Annotated in this window: 10 protein-coding genes; all 10 read left to right on the forward strand. The window is 48.0% G+C overall.

Annotation, left to right across the window (positions count from 1 at the left end):
• Positions 1-26 precede the first annotated feature (26 nt).
• The 10 genes from J0X19_RS06025 (at position 27) to J0X19_RS06070 (ending at position 17,129) form a co-directional block, all read left to right on the forward strand.
• Entirely contained in the window at positions 27-5,612 is a 5,586-nt protein-coding gene (locus J0X19_RS06025; RefSeq protein ID WP_206982576.1) for an alpha-2-macroglobulin family protein, read from the forward strand.
• A gap of 500 nt (positions 5,613-6,112) precedes the next feature.
• Positions 6,113-6,886 carry a polysaccharide biosynthesis/export family protein gene (locus J0X19_RS06030; RefSeq protein WP_206982578.1) on the forward strand — a complete coding sequence of 258 codons (774 nt, stop codon included), beginning with the start codon at positions 6,113-6,115 and terminating at the stop codon, positions 6,884-6,886.
• Positions 6,887-6,902: 16 nt separating this feature from the next.
• Positions 6,903-9,233, forward strand: coding sequence for a GumC family protein (locus J0X19_RS06035; protein ID WP_206982588.1), 2,331 nt, complete (start codon positions 6,903-6,905; stop codon positions 9,231-9,233).
• Positions 9,234-9,286: 53 nt separating this feature from the next.
• Complete coding sequence (locus tag J0X19_RS06040) at positions 9,287-10,588, forward strand: lipopolysaccharide biosynthesis protein (RefSeq protein WP_206982590.1); 1,302 nt, start codon at positions 9,287-9,289, stop codon at positions 10,586-10,588.
• Positions 10,589-10,603: 15 nt separating this feature from the next.
• A complete protein-coding gene (locus tag J0X19_RS06045) occupies positions 10,604-11,566 on the forward strand; it encodes a glycosyltransferase family 2 protein (RefSeq protein ID WP_206982593.1) in 963 nt (320 codons plus the stop codon).
• 135 nt (positions 11,567-11,701) lie between these two features.
• Positions 11,702-12,583: a glycosyltransferase gene (locus tag J0X19_RS06050; RefSeq protein WP_206982595.1), complete on the forward strand. Its 882-nt coding sequence runs from the start codon at positions 11,702-11,704 to the stop codon at positions 12,581-12,583.
• 44 nt (positions 12,584-12,627) lie between these two features.
• Entirely contained in the window at positions 12,628-13,761 is a 1,134-nt protein-coding gene (locus J0X19_RS06055; RefSeq protein ID WP_206982597.1) for a glycosyltransferase family protein, read from the forward strand.
• Between the two features lies 1 nt (position 13,762).
• Positions 13,763-14,356 carry an acyltransferase gene (locus tag J0X19_RS06060; RefSeq protein WP_206982600.1) on the forward strand — a complete coding sequence of 198 codons (594 nt, stop codon included), beginning with the start codon at positions 13,763-13,765 and terminating at the stop codon, positions 14,354-14,356.
• A 34-nt stretch (positions 14,357-14,390) separates the two neighbouring features.
• Positions 14,391-15,638 (forward strand): glycosyltransferase family 4 protein, encoded by a 1,248-nt coding sequence (locus J0X19_RS06065; RefSeq protein WP_206982603.1) that lies wholly within the window; start codon positions 14,391-14,393, stop codon positions 15,636-15,638.
• Between the two features lie 105 nt (positions 15,639-15,743).
• Positions 15,744-17,129, forward strand: coding sequence for a hypothetical protein (locus J0X19_RS06070; RefSeq protein ID WP_317194755.1), 1,386 nt, complete (start codon positions 15,744-15,746; stop codon positions 17,127-17,129).
• The last annotated feature ends 24 nt before the right edge of the window (positions 17,130-17,153 follow it).

Genomic DNA, 17,153 nt, shown 5'->3' on the forward strand with positions numbered 1-17,153 from the left:
GGCGTCCTTTCAAGCTCCTCCCTCTCATGCTGTTTCGTACCCTTTCTCGCCTGCCGCTGCTGGTGCTGCTGGCCGTGCTATGTGCCTGCTCGAAGCCCGGCGCCGATACCGCCGCCAACCCCGACGGCGAGGAAATCGACCCGCAGCAGAACCTGGTGTTTCTCTTCGATGAGGCCGTGGTGGACAAGGCGCAGCAGGACCGTTGGGACACGGTGCAGTATGTGAAGTTTCAGCCGGCCATGCGCGGCAAGTTCAAGTGGACTTCCGACCGGGAACTGGTGTTTTCGCCGCTGGCGCCGTTCCGGCCGAGCACCACGTTTCAGGCGGAACTGCAACCGGCCGCGCTGCCCAGCAACAAGCAGAAGCTGAAGCTACCAGAAAGCCGCACCAAGTTTCACACGCCATTTCTGGCCCTGAATGAGCCGCAGGCGTTCTGGGGCCGCTCGACGCGGGCCGCCGGTACCGCCGAAATGCGCATCGATCTGCCCTTCAACTACAGCGTGCGTCCCTCCGACGTGAAGCCGCTGCTGCGCGTAACCCAGGACGGGCAACCCGTGGCCTTCGAGGTGCGCAACGTGGAGCCGGGCCAGACGGTGAGTGTGGGCCTCACGCAGGACGTGCGCCCCGGCAGCCCGCTCACGGTGGCGCTGGCGCAGGGCTTGCAGGCCGTGGGCAGCGACCGAGCTTCCACCACCGAGTACACCACCACCGTACCGGTGCCCGACCAACAGGAGCTGGAGGTGCGCTCCATTACGGGCAGTCTGCAAAACGCCGACCCCATCGTAACCATCCAAACCAACCAGCCCGTCAACGAAGCGGACCTGCAAAACGGCCTCACGGTGTCGCCGGCAGTGGCGTACTCGGTGGAGCAGCTGGAAAGCGGGTTCGTGCTGAAAGGCGGGTTCGAGGCTGGCAGAGTCTACCAGATTAATCTGGTGCAGGGCGTGCGCGGGGCGCTGGGCGGGCAGTTGGCCAGCAGCGTAACCGAGACGGTGAGCTTCGTGACCGAGCAGCCCACCATCAGCTTCGCCAGCGCCGACAAGGCCATGTACCTCGATGCGCTGGGTTCCCGCAACCTGGGCGTGCGCATCAACGAGGTGGCCAAGGTGCAGGTAACCATTGCCAAAGTGTACGCCAACAACATCCAGCAGCTGTTGCGCGGCGAGCAGCAATACGGCTACCCCGAATACAACGAAGACGGGGAGAGCGAAGGCGAAAGTGAAGACGGCGGGTACGTGGACCGCTCCTACCGCTACTATGATATTGAGAACCTCGGCAACGTGCTCAACGAGCGGACCTACACCGTGGCCGGGCTGCCCAAGGCGCAGGGCGTACGGCTGCTGAACCTGAACCTGAAAGACCTGGAGTTTTCGGGTGGGCTGAAGGGCCTGTACGTGGTGAAAGTGCAGGACACCGAGCGGCAGTGGCTGCAAGTCAGCAAGCTGGTATCGGTGTCGGATATCGGCATGATTGTGAAGCAGGGCAAGAATGGCAGCACGCTGGTGTTTGCCAACTCCATCCGCACGGCCAAGCCGCTGTCGGGGGTGGAAGTGCGCTTCGTGAGCTCCAACAACCAGGTGATTAGCACCAGCGTTACCAACCGGGAAGGCGTGGCCAAATTCGACACCACTACCGCCAACTCGCGCTTCAAGCTGAGCATGCTGGTGGCGCAGCGCGAGTCGGATTTCACGTTTCTGGACTTGACCCGGAGCGGCGTGGAAACGTCGCGGTTCGAGGTGGGCGGCATGCTCAGCAACGCCGCGCGCTACCAGGCCTTCCTCTACGGCGACCGGGACTTGTACCGCCCCGGCGACACCATCCGCAGCAACACCATCATCCGGACCGAGGACTGGAAAAACCCGGTGGCCCAGCTACCCGTCAAGATTCGGCTGCTGCTGCCCACCGGCAAGGAATACGCCAGCCTGCGCAAGGAGCTAACCGCCGCCGGCAGCTTCGAGGCCGATTTCATTCTGCCGCCCAGCATCATGACCGGCACCTACACCATGGAAGTGCTTACCGGCAACGACGTGCTGCTGACTTCGCGGCAGGTGAGCGTGGAAGAGTTTATTCCGGACCGGATGAAGGTGACGGTGAAGGCCACGCCCGCCGTAGTCAAGCCCGGCCAAACCGTTTCCGCGCAGATTACCGCCCTCAACCTATTCGGCCCGCCCGCCGCCGACCGCAAGTTTGAGGTGGACTTCTCGCTGAAAGAAAAACCCTTCACCCCCAAGAAGTTCGAGGACTACACCTTTAGCCTGAGCACCGGCGAGCAGCGCCGCACGCGCTACGGCAACGAGTCGGGCACCTCGTCGTTGGCGAGCCGCTTCGAGAATACCACCCGCGAAGGCACCACCGACGCCGCCGGCCGCGGCACCGCCACCTACGACCTGCCCAACTACACCGACCTCGGCACGCTGCAAGGCACGGCCTTCACCACGGTGTTCGACGAAACCGGCCGGCCCGTCAACCGCCTGGCCACCTTCGAGGTGCAAACCCAGGCGGTGATGTTCGGGCTGAAAACGCTGCCCGAAATGTTTGAAACCCGCGAAGTCATTCCAATTAAGCTGGTGGCCCTCACGCCGGCCGGGCAGCCCACCAGCGCCGAGGCCCGCGTGCAGGTGGTGCGGCTGCTGTGGGAAACGGTGATTGAGCGCCAGGGCGGCCGCTACGTGTACAACTCGCAGCGGCGCGAGGAAACCGTGATGGACCAGCGCGTAGCGGTGGGCAAGCAGGGCAACGCTGGCAACCTGGGCTTCCCGGCCAGCTACTCCGGTGAGTACGAGGTGCGCGTGTCGCGGCCCGGCGCTGATACGTACGTGGCTCAGCAGGTGTACGCCTACGGCTACGGCGACACCCAAAGCAACGCCTTCGAGGTGAACAACGAGGGCGAGGTGACTATTGCCGCCGACAAAGAGAAATACCAGCCCGGCGAAACCGCCCATCTGCTGCTGAAAACGCCCTTCCCCGGCCGCATCCTCGTGACCGTGGAGCGGGACCGGGTGCTCAACCATTTCTATGTGAACACCGACGAGAAATCAGCCCAAGTCAGCATCCCGATTCAGGGCGGGCACGTCCCGAACATCTACGTGACGGCCACCGCCATCCGCGAAATCACCGATAACCGCCTGCCGCTCACGGTAGCGCGTGGCTTTGTGCCGCTGGTGGTGGAAAAGCCGGAAACCAAGCTGGCCGTGGCCATCAAAGCGCCTGAGCTAAGCCGCTCGCAAGTGTGGCAAACGGTGGAGGTACGCACCGCGCCCAACGCCAACGTGACGCTAGCCATCGTGCATGAAGGCATCCTGCAACTAAAGGATTACCGCACGCCCGACCCCTATGGCTATTTCTACCAGAAGCGCGCCCTCGAAGTAAGCGCCTACGACGTGTACCCCTTCCTGCTGCCCGAACTCGGCACCAGCTCGTCGGGCGGCGACGCCTCCGACCTCTCGCGCCGCACCACGCCCGTTCCCTCGCGCCGGGTGAAATTATTCGCCAAGTGGAGCGGCGTACTCACCGCCGACGCCAGCGGCCTGGTGCGCTACAAGCTACGCGTGCCGCAGTTCAGCGGCGCCGTCCGCATCATGGCCGTGGCCTACAAGAACGACGCTTTCGGCTCCACCGAGCAAACCATGCGCGTCGCCGACCCGGTGGTCATATCAACGGCCCTCCCCCGCTTCCTCAGCCCCGGCGACACGATTGACGTGCCGGTGACACTGACAAATACAACGAAAGACGTATTATTTGGCAGTGTAAGAATTTCTCCATCTAGACACACTTCTGAAGACCCTCTGATCAGGATTCAAACACCCGCTGATACGGATCCAAATCAAAGTGACGAAGGCCATTACGAAGAAGCCGAGTTGCCAGGGCGGCGAGTAGTGTTAAAGCCAAATACCGAGCAGCGCATAGTATTCCGAGTAGCTGCATCTCGTTTGGGCAATGCCAAACTAACTACTAGAGTATCTTATAATAGAAGGTCAACTAACTCTGGACCACCTCAATTAGGAACCGAAACCATCGAGCTACCCATCCGGCCTGCTTCGCCGTTGCAGAAGCGCGCGGGGGCGGGCGTGGTGGCGGGTGGCGCGACGCAGCAGCTGAACCTAACGAGTGACTTCCTGCCGTCGTCGATGCGGAGCCACCTGGTGGTGAGCCGCTCGCCGATGACCGAGTTTGCCAAGGATTTGCGCTACCTGCTGCAATACCCCTACGGCTGCCTGGAGCAAACCGTATCGGCCGCCTTCCCGCAGCTGTACTACGGGGATTTGGCGGCGTCATTGGGGCAGAAAACCGGCAAAACGGGCAAGGCCGGCCTGTTCAATCCCAACTATCATGTGCAGGAAGCCATCCGCAAGGTGGAAGCCCAGCAGATGTACAACGGCAGCCTCAGCTACTGGCCCGGCGGCGACTACGACAACTGGTGGGCCACGGCCTACGCTGCCCACTTCCTGCTCGAAGCCCAACAAGCCGGCTTCACCGTGAACAAGAGCGTGCTCGACCGAGTGCTCGGCTACCTGCAAGCCCGCACCAAAAAGCGCGAAACCAACACCTACAACATCATCCAGACCGGCGGCGTAATTCAGCAGCTCACCCTAGCGAAAAAGGAAATTCCGTACTCGCTCTACGTGCTGGCCCTGGCCGGCCGCCCCGACCCGGTGGCGCTCAATTACTACAAAGCCAACCGCAAGCTGCTGGCCGAAGATTCGCGGTGGGTACTGGCTTGCGCCTTTGCCGTGGGTGGCAACCAACGCAGCTACCGCGAAGCCCTGCCCACCCGCTTCGGCACCCAAACCATGGCCAGCCGCGAGCTGGACGGCTCGTTCTCCTCCCCCATCCGCGACGAAGCCCTGGTGCTCAACGCCCTCCTCGCCGCCGACCCCAGCAACCCGCAGATAAACACACTAGCCCGCCAGCTCAGCCGCCAGGTGAAATCGGCGCAGTGGCTGAACACGCAGGAGCGCGCCTTCTCGCTGCTGGCGCTGGGCAAGCTGGCCAAGAAAAACGCAGCCAGCACGGTCACAGCAAGTGTGTTGGCTGACGGGAAGGCCATGGGCAACTTTACGGGCAAAGACCTCACCGTAAACAACGTGGCCAACCGCCCGCTGGCCTTGCGCACCAGCGGCAAGGGCAGCCTCTACTACTTCTGGGAAATGGAAGGCATCAGCCGCAACGGGCAGGTAATCGAGGAAGACGCTTACCTGCAAGTGCGCCGCCAGTTCCTGAACCGCGCCGGCCAGCCCCTGGGCAGCACCAGCTTCCGGCAGAACGATTTGGTGGTGGTCAAAATCACGCTACAATCCGCGGAAAGCGCCGGGGAAGTGCAGAACGTGGCCATTACCGACCTGCTGCCCGCCGGCCTGGAAATCGAGAATCCGCGCATCGGGGCGGTCCGGGACCTGACCTGGGCCACCGACGCCGCCCAACCCGACTACCTCGACGTGCGCGACGACCGACTCAACCTGTTCACCACGGCCAGCCCCACGCCTAAGTCGTTCTACTACCTCTGCCGCGCCGTCAGCAAAGGCACCTTCAAGCTCGGCCCCGTCAGCGCCGATGCTATGTACAACGCCGAGTATCACAGCTACAACGGCGCCGGCGTGGTGCGGGTGCGGTAGAATAGCAGTTGAGCTGTTACCTATGCATTGCCCCTTCACACTTATCACCGCCTGGCTGGTGGCTTTTTACATTAGCAATCCGGGGCGTTAGAAAATTTTGTGAAGCCGTTTGCTAAGCTAGCTGACTGGGCAGGGGCTTGCCTGGCCAACATATCGTTCCTCGCAGAGCAAGTAACGGGACTATACGTCTGATCTGTAGCGTGGATTTTCCCTGCTTCACGCCTTTTGGCAGCTTACTGTGCCCCCTGAATCAAACAAACCTACCGTTTGGATTACTATAAAACTTGTAATAAGCATTTATATAAGTTCATCTATTATATTCGCAACTGGTAAATCTGGTTTAAAGGTGATTTTCTGTAGAAATTTCTTCTCTCTTAAACTTAGATCAATGCAAAGGCACCAACAGGCAGCCTTTACCCTGAAATAATGGCTTACTAGGGCGCAAATCCCCGAATAAATCACTATACAGCTCTTATTTCCTGTCTTCACTTACCGCACGAATGCGCAGCACATTTTTTTATCTTTTTTTCCTTCTAATAGCAAGCTCTTGTGGTTCTTCCAGAAGCTTAGTCTACTTTAAAGATTTAGAAAAATCCCCCAACTATACGGAGGAAGTTAAAAACAAAGTCAATCCTAAAATTCAACCCGACGACTTATTAAGTATTACGGTAAGCAGCCTTAATCCAGAATCTAATGTCTTATTCAACAATGGCGTTCTACAAACAATAGGAGGCACTAGTAGTGGGGTGGCTACCAGTCGTACCAACGAAGGCTATCTGGTTGATAAGGACGGCGGTATTAACTTCCCGGTTTTGGGCAACGTCAAGCTTGGTGGTCTGACCAAAGAAGAAGCTACCAGCAAAATGGTTGCTGAAATAAGTAAGAGCGTTAAAAACCCGATAGTTAATATCAAATTCATCAATTTCAGAATCACAGTACTCGGTGAAGTCAATAGACCGTCCACGTTTCTTGTTCCCAGTGAAAGAGTGAACTTGTTGGAGGCAATAGGGCTGGCCGGTGATTTAACAGCGTTTGGCAAACGGGAGAACGTGCTAATTATTCGAGAAACCAATGGAATTAGAAGCACTTCCAGAATTAATCTAACCAGCAAAGAGGCCTTGAATTCGCCTTCTTTTTATCTGCAACAGAACGATGTAGTATATGTAGAGCCGGCGAAAATCAAGTCGCTCCAAAGCGGCGACAGCAGCTTTTATATTCCACTGGTTTCGCTAGGAATTTCGGTAATAACGGCCTTGATATTTCTTACTAAATAATACTTAGATAAAAATCATGGCTACCAACGAATTATTCCCTTTACGCTCTGAACAGCCAGAGGCAAAAGATATTAAGCGTATCATTTCCCAGTACACTCGCTTTTGGTATCTATTTCTACTGGGAATAGCAATTAGCATAGCAATTGCTTTTTTATATCTACGCTATTACGCAGTACCTCAATACAATGTCTATAGCACTTTATTAATTAAGGATGATAAAAGCGGCCAAAGCTTAGCAAACGCCGATGCGCTTAACGATTTAAGCTCTTTCAAATCAACGAGGAATATCGATAATGAAACTGAGGTTATAAAGTCGAAAAGCCTGATGCGGCGCGTGGTCAGCGAATTAGGTCTGGCTACCAGCTATTATGTAGAAGGGAGAGTAACTGATAAAGAAATATATGGCAGCGGCTTACCAATAAAAGTAATTCCAACCGTACTAAAGGACAATTCACCTGGTAACACATTAACAATATATACGAAATCAAATACTACTTTTGAATTAGAGGATGCGACTGGTCGTACCATGCTAAAATACGGCCAGATTATCACCAAACCTTATGGTTCATTTACTGTCGTGGCAACAACGCCTACAGTTACGGCCGGCACTAAAATTATAGTTCGCTTTCAAAATATCCAGCAGATAGCTGATTACTACAGCCGGGCCATTGGGATACAGCCAATAAATAAAAATGCCAGCATCCTTTACTTAAGCCTCACAGACCCAATACCTGAAAAAGCAAAGGATGTAGTCAATAAGCTGATGGATGTCTACAACCGGGAAGCTGTTGAAGACAAGAACCTAATGGCTACCAATACGCTGAAGTTCCTGGATGAACGTCTGCAATACATTACCTCCGACTTATCAGACGTAGAAAAGACGGTAGAAAAATACAAAAGCTCCAATAACCTAACCGACGTCAGCACCCAGGCTTCCATCTACACCGAGCAGGCCAGCACCTACAATACCCAACTCTCGGAATGGGCTATTCAGATAGAGGTGCTAGAATCGATAGAAAAGTACCTGCAAAAAGCTGGCGACCAAAGCTCTACGGTTCCCAGTACATTGGGTATCAAAGATGAAACCCTTTTAGGTTTAATAGGGCAGTTCAATCAGCTGCAATTGGAACGGGAGCGAATGCTACGCACCACCCAGCCGGGCAACCCGCTGGTGCAGAATATAAACGAGCAGTTGATTGGGTTGCGCGTCAAGATTTTAGAGAACCTCCGAAACATTAAACGGGGTTTGCTTATTACCAGCAACAACCTAAAATCCAACGTCGGGCAGTTTCAATCCAAGATTAGAAAGGTACCGGGTATGGAACGAGAACTGCTCCAAATAAATAGGCAGCAGTCCATTAAACAGAGTATTTACTCCTACCTCCTACAGAAACGCGAGGAAACGGCTATTTCGCTGGCCGCCACCGCTTCCGTAGCCCGAGTGCTCGACCCGGCCATGGGTGGCGACTACCCAATCAGCCCCAACGGCCAGTCGATTTACCTGATGGCAATCCTGTTAGGTTTGGGTATTCCATTTGCGGGTTTATACGTGGCCAGCCTGCTCAACAACAAGGTGCAGTATCAGCAGGATGTAACTGCCATTACGGATGCTCCAATCATTGGCGAAATTGCCCACAACACCCAAGATACGGTAGTTGTAACCAAAGGCAGCCGTAGCCCTATTGCAGAGATGTTCCGCTTGGTTCGGGCCAATCTGAACTTTGTAACCATGGGCAAGAACAACCTGACACTGCTGGTTACCTCGGGCCGAAGTGGCGAAGGCAAAACCTTCTTCAGCATCAACCTGGCCGCCAGTCTAGCTATAACCGGCAAGCGCGTGGTGCTGCTGGACTTAGACTTACGCAACCCAACAGTCGCCAAGAAGCTCCATTTCGGCGAAGGCCCCGGCATTACCGACTACCTCGTGTCCGACACGGTTTCCATCGAGGATATTATCCAATTCCCCCAGGAAGCACCTGACTTATCTGTCATTTCTGCTGGCTCACTGCCCCCCAATCCCGCTGAACTGATGATGAGTACCAAGTTCACTCATCTACTCACCGAACTCAAGGCGAGCTTCGATTACATCATCATCGACACTCCCCCAGTAGGCCAAGTAGCCGATGCCTTCACTATAAGTTCACTTATCGACTACACCATCTATTTGGTACGCTACAATTACACTCAAAAGGCCTGGCTTACGATTGTTAAGAATATCTATCGAGACAAGATGCTTGGTAAGCTTATGCTTGTATTGAATGATGCAAAGGAAGTTAATGGAAGTAATTATGGCTACGGCTATGAGTATGGGTATGAATTCAGAACCCATGAAGCCAAAAAACAATAGCAAAACAATTGTATTTATAAAATATTGAAAAAAATACTTTATTTTAAGTTAACATGAAGACAGGCTTTCAACAAATATCAGGCAATCCAAGGTATATTAAATTTGTTGAATGGGGTAAATTAATAGCAATTACCGGCGGAAGTCAAGCTATTGTTCAGATAGCAGTATTAGTTAGTGGAATTATAATCATTAGACTACTACCTACCGAAGAATATGCCTTATACACATTAGCTAATACTATGCTAGCAACAATAATAATTCTTGCTGATAGTGGCATAAATATAGCTGTTATGTCGGAAGGAGGAAAAGTATGGCAAGACAGCAAAAAACTCAGCATAGTTCTATCAACTGGGTTAGATTTACGAAGGAAATTTGCTGTTGTAAGTCTTCTTATATCAACTCCAATATTAGCCTATCTGCTACTACATCATGGCGCTTCTAAAATTAATACTTTCGCCATTATTATTACCATTATACCTGCTTTTCTAGCAGCTATGTCTGATTCAATATATGAGATAGCACCTAAGCTATTCCAAGACATAAAGCCACTTCAGAAAAATCAAGTAAGCGTAAGCATCGCAAGAATTTTTTTAAGCATTGTTGCCTTATTAATAGCTCCTTTATCATCTCTTGTAATATTAGCGGGTGCTATACCACGTATTTACGGAAATATAAAACTCAAAAAAATAGCTTCTAAGAGAGTTTCACTAAATGAACATCCAAACATAGAAGTACGTAAATCTTTGCTAAATATTGTCAAATTATCTATACCAGGTTTAATATATTACTGTTTATCAGGCCAACTTAATATATGGTTGATATCTTTTTTTGGTCAAACAAAATCTATTGCTACTATAGGAGCAATTAGTCGACTAACAATGGGCTTGAGTTTATTTTCTTCTATTTTTACCATGCTAATTATTCCAAGATTTGCCCGATTACCTAATTACAAAAACATAATCAGAGCTTATTTTATTAGATTACAGTTGCTATTGATAGCTGTAGTTGGAATAATATTAGTATTTACTTGGGCAGGAAGCAAAGAATTACTTTGGATCATTGGGCCGAAATATGGGGGGTTGCATGCTGAGCTTTTTTTAGCTATGTTAAGTTCGTGCATTATTTTATTGCTTGGCAGTACATATTCTCTGTATTCCACTAAAGGCTGGGTTATGCATCCATCTCATTCTATTTCAGTCAGCATTTTGGCTACAGTTCTAAGCCTATTTTTATTTAATATTTCGACCCTTAAAGGCGTATTTTATATGAATATTTTTGTAGCATCAGTGGAATATACAAATTGTTTATTTTACACTTTTATCAAAATTAATAAGATATCAAACAGTATTAACTAACAATAAAATGCAATCATGATAAAATTCAGCATTGGCATTCCAGCATTTAAGAGCGTTTTTTTAAAGGAATGCATAGACAGTATTCTAAAACAAGATTATCAATACTTCGAACTCATAATAGTTGATGATTGTTCACCAGAACCCATCGACAAAATTGTATCTAGCTATTCAGACAGTAGAATAAAATATTTCAAGAACGAAACAAATATTGGAGCAGAACACGTAGTTGATAATTGGAATATTTGTTTAGAAAAATCTTCGGGAGATTATTTTATTTTAATGGGTGATGATGACAAACTACAACATAATTATTTGCAAGAATTTATAAAGTTGATTAAACAACATCCTGGATTATCTGTATATCACTGTCGTTCCAAAATTATCGACGAAACCTCAAAGCCTTATAGTATAACTTCAATAAATCCTGATTACGAGAACGTATATGATTTTATTCTGTCATGTATTAAACAACATAGGCATCAGTATGTATCAGATTTTGTATATAAGACAGAATCATTAAAAGCTAGAGGTGGATTTTATAAACTTCCTTTAGCATGGGCGTCTGATTACTTAAGTGCATGGATAGCTAGCATTGAAAACGGAATAGCTCACACAAATATTACGCTTTTCAATTACCGTATGAATCGATATTCAATTACATCTAGCAATAATATTAGAATCATTACTCTAAAAACAAAAGCCCTTATACAATGCAATGAGTGGCTTCAAGAGTTTCTCGAAACTCCTCCCTCTGATGAAGACAACTTTCTTAAATACTCTTTAATACAAGTAGCTCTTGCTAAGAAGAAAAAAACAGACAAAATCAGTGCCATTAAGCAGATTATAGGCTTATCAAATCCATTTTATGGTGCACTCAATATAATAAAAGCAAGAAAAGAACTTCATATTACTTCAAGTGATATATTATCTGCATTTATAAGCTCTATATTTTCCAAAATTGATACATCAACAGAATAATTTAATAAATATTTTTTGATATCTATTTACAATTTTATTGAAAATAGACACGAGTTGTGATAAGCAAAAAAACTATTAGTTAGATATTTATTTATAATTTGATATTAAACCAAATAGCAAATCACATTTTCAACCATGCCTAAAATGATAAGCATAGCAACTCCAACTTTCGGGAAGCCTAAATACCTCAGAGAGTGTGTGACTAGTGTTCATCAACAGTCTATTAAGACGCAACATATAATATGCGGTGGCAACTTCTCGTCAGAAGAACTTGAGAGCAACCGAGTTCAAGTTATACTACGAAACCCTGATCCTGGAATGGTTACTTGCTGGAATACTGCAGCAGATTGTATAAACACTGAATATATTGGTTTTTTAGCTGACGATAACACCTTAACTCCAAACTATTCAGAAACATTAATATCCTTCCTTGAAAACAACCCCGAATGTGATTTAGTATTTTGCAATCAATACCATATGGACGAAAATGGATTAATCGATAAAGATAAAAGCTTTGCTTTTACAAAACATTTCGGCCGTGACAAATTAAGTTCAGGAATAATTCAGAATCATGAATACAATTTTTTATTAGAAAATAATTCTATCCCATTAGAAGCTTGTATTATTAGAAAAAAAATATGGAAATCTTTTGGTCCATTTAACATAAATGCAAAAGGAGCCTTTGATCAAGAGTTTATTTATCGCCTAATTCTTGGCAAAGTAAAAATCGGCTTCTTGCCTGAATATCTTATGAATTTTAGATGGCATAACGATGCATACTGCTCCGTCAATAAACTAGATCATAGCATTGGTAGCTCATGGGTAAATCAATCACTAATGCATGAAAGCATAGAACATTATTCCTTTTTCAGAAACAGGAGTTTTGACGACAAATTAAGAATACTAAAGATGGACCCATCAATTAAAAACAAAACATCGTTAGCACTATCCCTATTAAAAGAGAATGGCAGCATAAAATATTTAGCAAGTCGTTTTATTAATTTTGCAGTAAAGTAGACCAGTATTATCTTTTCCAATTATAAAGAAACTCTATAAGATTCATGAAAATAATTTTCTTATGCGGCTCACTCGAACCTGGCCGTGACGGCATAGGAGATTATGTACGTCGTTTATCAGGAGAACTTCTTAGAGCAGGGCATTATGCATCAGCTATATCTTTGTATGACCAGCATGTTCATGAAGCTTATTTTGGCGACCAGCTTTCCGATAGTAAAGCTTTATCAGTTCTTCGTCTACCTTCGGTTTGGAAGTCAAGTAAACGTTTTGCACGAGCAGAACAGTGGGTGAATGAATTCAATCCTGATTGCATTAGCCTACAGTTTGTGCCTTTTGCTTTCCACAAAAAAGGATTGCCATACAATATGGGTAAACACTTATCCAGCCTTGGCCGGGGCAAAAAATGGCACATCATGTTTCATGAGCTATGGGTTGGCATGGACTATGAGGCACCTATAAAATTCAGGATATTAGGTAAGGCTCAGCAATTCATAATTAAGTCCTTGATTAATCTGATACAACCTAGAGTAATCCATACTCAGACTCATCTATACCAAATACAGCTTTCCAAGCTGGGCGCTACAGCTCATTCTTTGCCACTATTCGGCAACATCCCGGTTGAAAACGTTGACAGTGAAAATTGTAATAGCGTTACTATAGCAGATACGTCTCGGTCAGTATCGCTTGTATTGTTTGGCAATATTCATCAAAGCTCTTTTGTTCAACCATTCACCGATGAAGCCGCCGCATACGCGCAAACGACTGGCACCTCTTTGACGTTAGTGCTTGTTGGTCGTTGTGGGCCGGAAGCAGAACATTGGGTTTCTGCATGGAAGGCTGCCGGATTGACCGTGGAAGTATTAGGCGAGCAATCACCAAGCTATATCTCGGCAATCCTGCGAAAGGCTACCTTCGGTTTGGCCACTACCCCAACGGCTTTGATAGAGAAGAGTGGTACTGCGGCGGCTATGAAAGAGCACGGCTTACGAGTGATTTGTGCGGGCCGGCCTTGGCATCCTAGGACCAAGATTTCTTTGAAATTGCCAGATGGTATAGTTGTTTACACTCCCGGCAATTTCAAGGATTGTGTAGCCCTTAACATCGCACCTGTATCCAATGAAAATACCGTTTCATTCATTGCTGAGCGCCTGCTAAGCCATTTAACAATTAATAACTAGTATGGCAAGCCTACGCTTTCTTTGGGTGAACAGGGCAAAATTCCCTATCCATTCCAAAAAGTTTTACAGAGCCTGGGGAAAACGTCTCTTCTCGTTTTCAGAGCTATATATTCGCAACTATCGACGCTGGGAGTTGCTGAGAGGAGGAGCTGTAATTGATGAGTTAGCGGAGATAGGAGAAGCAAAAATTGATGGGTCTAAAAAGCACTTGTCAATTGGCGCCTTATCCTTCGTTGGCAAAGCTACTATAGCATTGCACTGCGCAGTAACTATCGGGGAGCGTGTTTGCATCAACGACGGCGTACAAATATTATCAGCATCGCATGATGTTTCAGACCATAAATGGAGCTTGGCTTGTGCTGAAATCAGGATTGAGGATTACGTCTGGATTAGTACTGGGGCCATCATTTTACCAGGTGTTCGCATAGGACGAGGAGCTGTTATTGGCGCAGGTGCAGTGGTAAGCAAGTCCGTTGCTGCTGGCGCCATTGTGGTTGGCAATCCAGCTAAGCCTATCTCCAAGTCTAGATGTGAAATATTAGACTATAATCCTTGTGAATTCCTAGCTGCAAACCGAGCCTGGTTATTAGGATAACCTCGTTCATTATACAATTTTCATTTTCACTATAATGAGCGTCATATTCTCTCACCCAACTGGCAATGCCAATGTCAGAGCTGCGGCTAAAGGGCTGGCTGATGCCGCATTGTTAGCCGAATTTCATACCACTATTGCGGTGTTTCCGGGTGCCTTGCTTGACCGTTTAGGAGCACTACGCCCCCTATTAGAACTCCGCCGCCGCCGCTTCGATTCCAGTTTACGTCCGCACACTACCCCTTGGCCCTGGTTCGAAGCCGGAAGGTTACTCGCTTCCCGTGCGGGTTTCAATCAGCTTACTAAGCACGAGCAGGGTATTTTCAGTATCGATGCTGTTTACCGCAATTTAGATAAGCGGGTCGGAGATAGTATTAAATATGCTACTCAGCGCGGTGCCCAAGCAGTATATGCCTACGAAGATGGTGCCGTTTCATCATTCCGCCAGGCTCACAAGCTTGGCTTGCAATGCTTTTACGATTTGCCTACTGGGTACTGGAGAGCCGCACGGCGGTTACTTGCGGGAGAGAAAGAACGCTGGCCAGCGTGGGCTTCTACCATGACTGGCCTAAACGATTCAGAAGAAAAGCTGTCTATAAAAGACGAAGAATTAAGACTAGCAAGCCGAATTTTTGTCGCTAGTACCTTCGTTGCCAATACATTAAAAGAATACCCGGGAGCGTTGCCCCCTGTTGATATCATACCTTATGGCTTTCCTACAGTAGGGGCAAGACGTGAGTACCCTACTAGAAAAGAAGGACAGAAAATCAAACTTCTGTTTGTCGGGAAACTTTCTCAGCAGAAAGGTATTGCCGACCTCTTTGCTGCTGTAAATGCACTTAGCAAGTGGGTTGAGTTAACTTTGGTAGGGCATAAAGGCAGTGATAATTGCCCGGCGCTTGACGCTGAACTGGCAAAGCATCAATGGTATCCAACCTTGCCTCATGAAAGTGTGCTTCAACTTATGCGCGCTCATGATGTATTGCTTTTTCCTTCTCTCTTCGATGGGTTCGGGCTTGTCATGACAGAAGCCATGTCTCAGGGCACTCCCGTTATTACCACCGACCGCTCAGCTGGACCCGACCTTATCATGAATAACCAGAATGGCTGGCTCATTGAGGCTGCTTCTCCTTCAGCTATTCAAAATGCTATTGAGCATATTCTCACCCACCCTACCCTAATTGCCGAAGCAGGCAGCGAAGCATGGGATAAAGCGCGGAACAGGCCCTGGGAGCTGTATAGCGAAGAACTGTCAAGTGCTGTAAGAAGGCACTTAAATCAGTAATACAATCTCCATACTTGCTATCCTATACCGGATCATATTTGTTGTTTCTCTTGCTATTTTCCTCAATCAACAAAACTAGCTCCTAATTTTAATCATTACTCAACAGTGAATACCCGTACACTTTCTCCTTTCATAGCGAGCGACAAGCATGGTGTACAGGAATGGCACAATGTTGACCGTAACAAATCTCTTAAACAAGGTATATGGCTGTACTTTGTATTGTTGATCTTTGAAGGTGCACTCCGGAAATGGGTGCTTCCTGGTTTATCAACACCTCTACTTATTATTCGTGACCCTGTTGCGTTGTGGCTGGTATTCACTGCATGGCGAAGGGGCTTACTTCCTCAAAATATATTTTTGAGCGGAATGGCTTTTGTTGGAATTACAGGAATATATACTGCTATACTGGCTGGCCATGGTAATATATACGTGGCACTCTTTGGAGCACGCCCTCTTCTCATCCACTTCCCTTTGATTTTTGTAATAGGACGAGTATTTAATCGAGAAGATGTACTAAGAATTGGTAAAACATTGTTGTGGCTTGTTTTTCCAATGACTGTACTTATCGCACTCCAGTTCTATAGTCCTCAGTCAGCTTTTGTTAATCGAGGGGTAGGTGGCGATATGGCTGGAGCCGGCTTTGGAGGAGCAATGGATTACTTCCGCCCGCCAGGCACATTTTCTTTCACCAACGGTACCACTTTATTCTACCAACTTTCGGCAACATTTATCCTTTTCTTCTTAATCCACCCAGTTCGTATAAACCGTTTGGTTTTAGTAGCAGCCACCATAGGCTTATTAGCAGCTATTCCACTATCAATTAGTCGCGGTTTATTTTTTCAGGTAATTGTAAGTGTTGTGTTTCTTGTTTTTGCAATGACGCGAAATCCCAAGTTTATGCTCCGCATACTTGGTGCAATCGTAGCAGTGGCATCTATTTTGATATTACTGAATAACATAAGTTTCTTTCAGACTGCAACTGAAGTATTCATGTCTCGCTTCACCGATGCAAATGAAGTAGAGGGAGGCCTAGTAAAGGGAGTAATAGGTAACCGTTATTTAGGATGGATGCTAGGTGCTTTATCCAGTGCATTGGATATTCCACTGCTAGGTAATGGTTTGGGCATTGCGACAAATGTGGCTGTTGCCGTCTTAACTGATCCAGTTACTAATAGCAAGGTTATAGGCACCCCTGATGAAGAGTGGGGTCGTACTATTTATGAGCTTGGACCTATATTAGGTTTAGCTGTCGTTTTCATCCGGGTAGGACTTGACCTTACAATTGCATTCGCCAGCTATCGTAAGCTTGTAAGAAAAGACTTGCTCCCTTGGATGCTCTTGAGCTTTGGTTCCTTAACACTTTTACAGGCTCAATGGGCTCAACCAACATCCTTGGGGTTTTGCACTCTTATCGCAGGACTGATGATTGCCTCATTAAGATCATCAGTACCTAAACCTAGTGAAGCATTAAAAGTAGCGCAATGGATATAATATTCCTTACGCATCCAAGTTTCC

This window comes from Hymenobacter telluris, assembly GCF_017313265.1.
Lineage (GTDB): Bacteria > Bacteroidota > Bacteroidia > Cytophagales > Hymenobacteraceae > Hymenobacter > Hymenobacter telluris.

What these genes read in the sequence shown, in the direction of transcription:
- J0X19_RS06025 (WP_206982576.1), top strand. Translation starts at nt 27, where the DNA reads ATGCTGTTTCGTACCCTTTCTCGCCTGCCGCTGCTGGTGCTGCTGGCC.
- J0X19_RS06030 (WP_206982578.1), top strand. Translation starts at nt 6,113, where the DNA reads ATGCGCAGCACATTTTTTTATCTTTTTTTCCTTCTAATAGCAAGCTCT.
- J0X19_RS06035 (WP_206982588.1), top strand. Translation starts at nt 6,903, where the DNA reads ATGGCTACCAACGAATTATTCCCTTTACGCTCTGAACAGCCAGAGGCA.
- J0X19_RS06040 (WP_206982590.1), top strand. Translation starts at nt 9,287, where the DNA reads ATGAAGACAGGCTTTCAACAAATATCAGGCAATCCAAGGTATATTAAA.
- J0X19_RS06045 (WP_206982593.1), top strand. Translation starts at nt 10,604, where the DNA reads ATGATAAAATTCAGCATTGGCATTCCAGCATTTAAGAGCGTTTTTTTA.
- J0X19_RS06050 (WP_206982595.1), top strand. Translation starts at nt 11,702, where the DNA reads ATGCCTAAAATGATAAGCATAGCAACTCCAACTTTCGGGAAGCCTAAA.
- J0X19_RS06055 (WP_206982597.1), top strand. Translation starts at nt 12,628, where the DNA reads ATGAAAATAATTTTCTTATGCGGCTCACTCGAACCTGGCCGTGACGGC.
- J0X19_RS06060 (WP_206982600.1), top strand. Translation starts at nt 13,763, where the DNA reads ATGGCAAGCCTACGCTTTCTTTGGGTGAACAGGGCAAAATTCCCTATC.
- J0X19_RS06065 (WP_206982603.1), top strand. Translation starts at nt 14,391, where the DNA reads ATGAGCGTCATATTCTCTCACCCAACTGGCAATGCCAATGTCAGAGCT.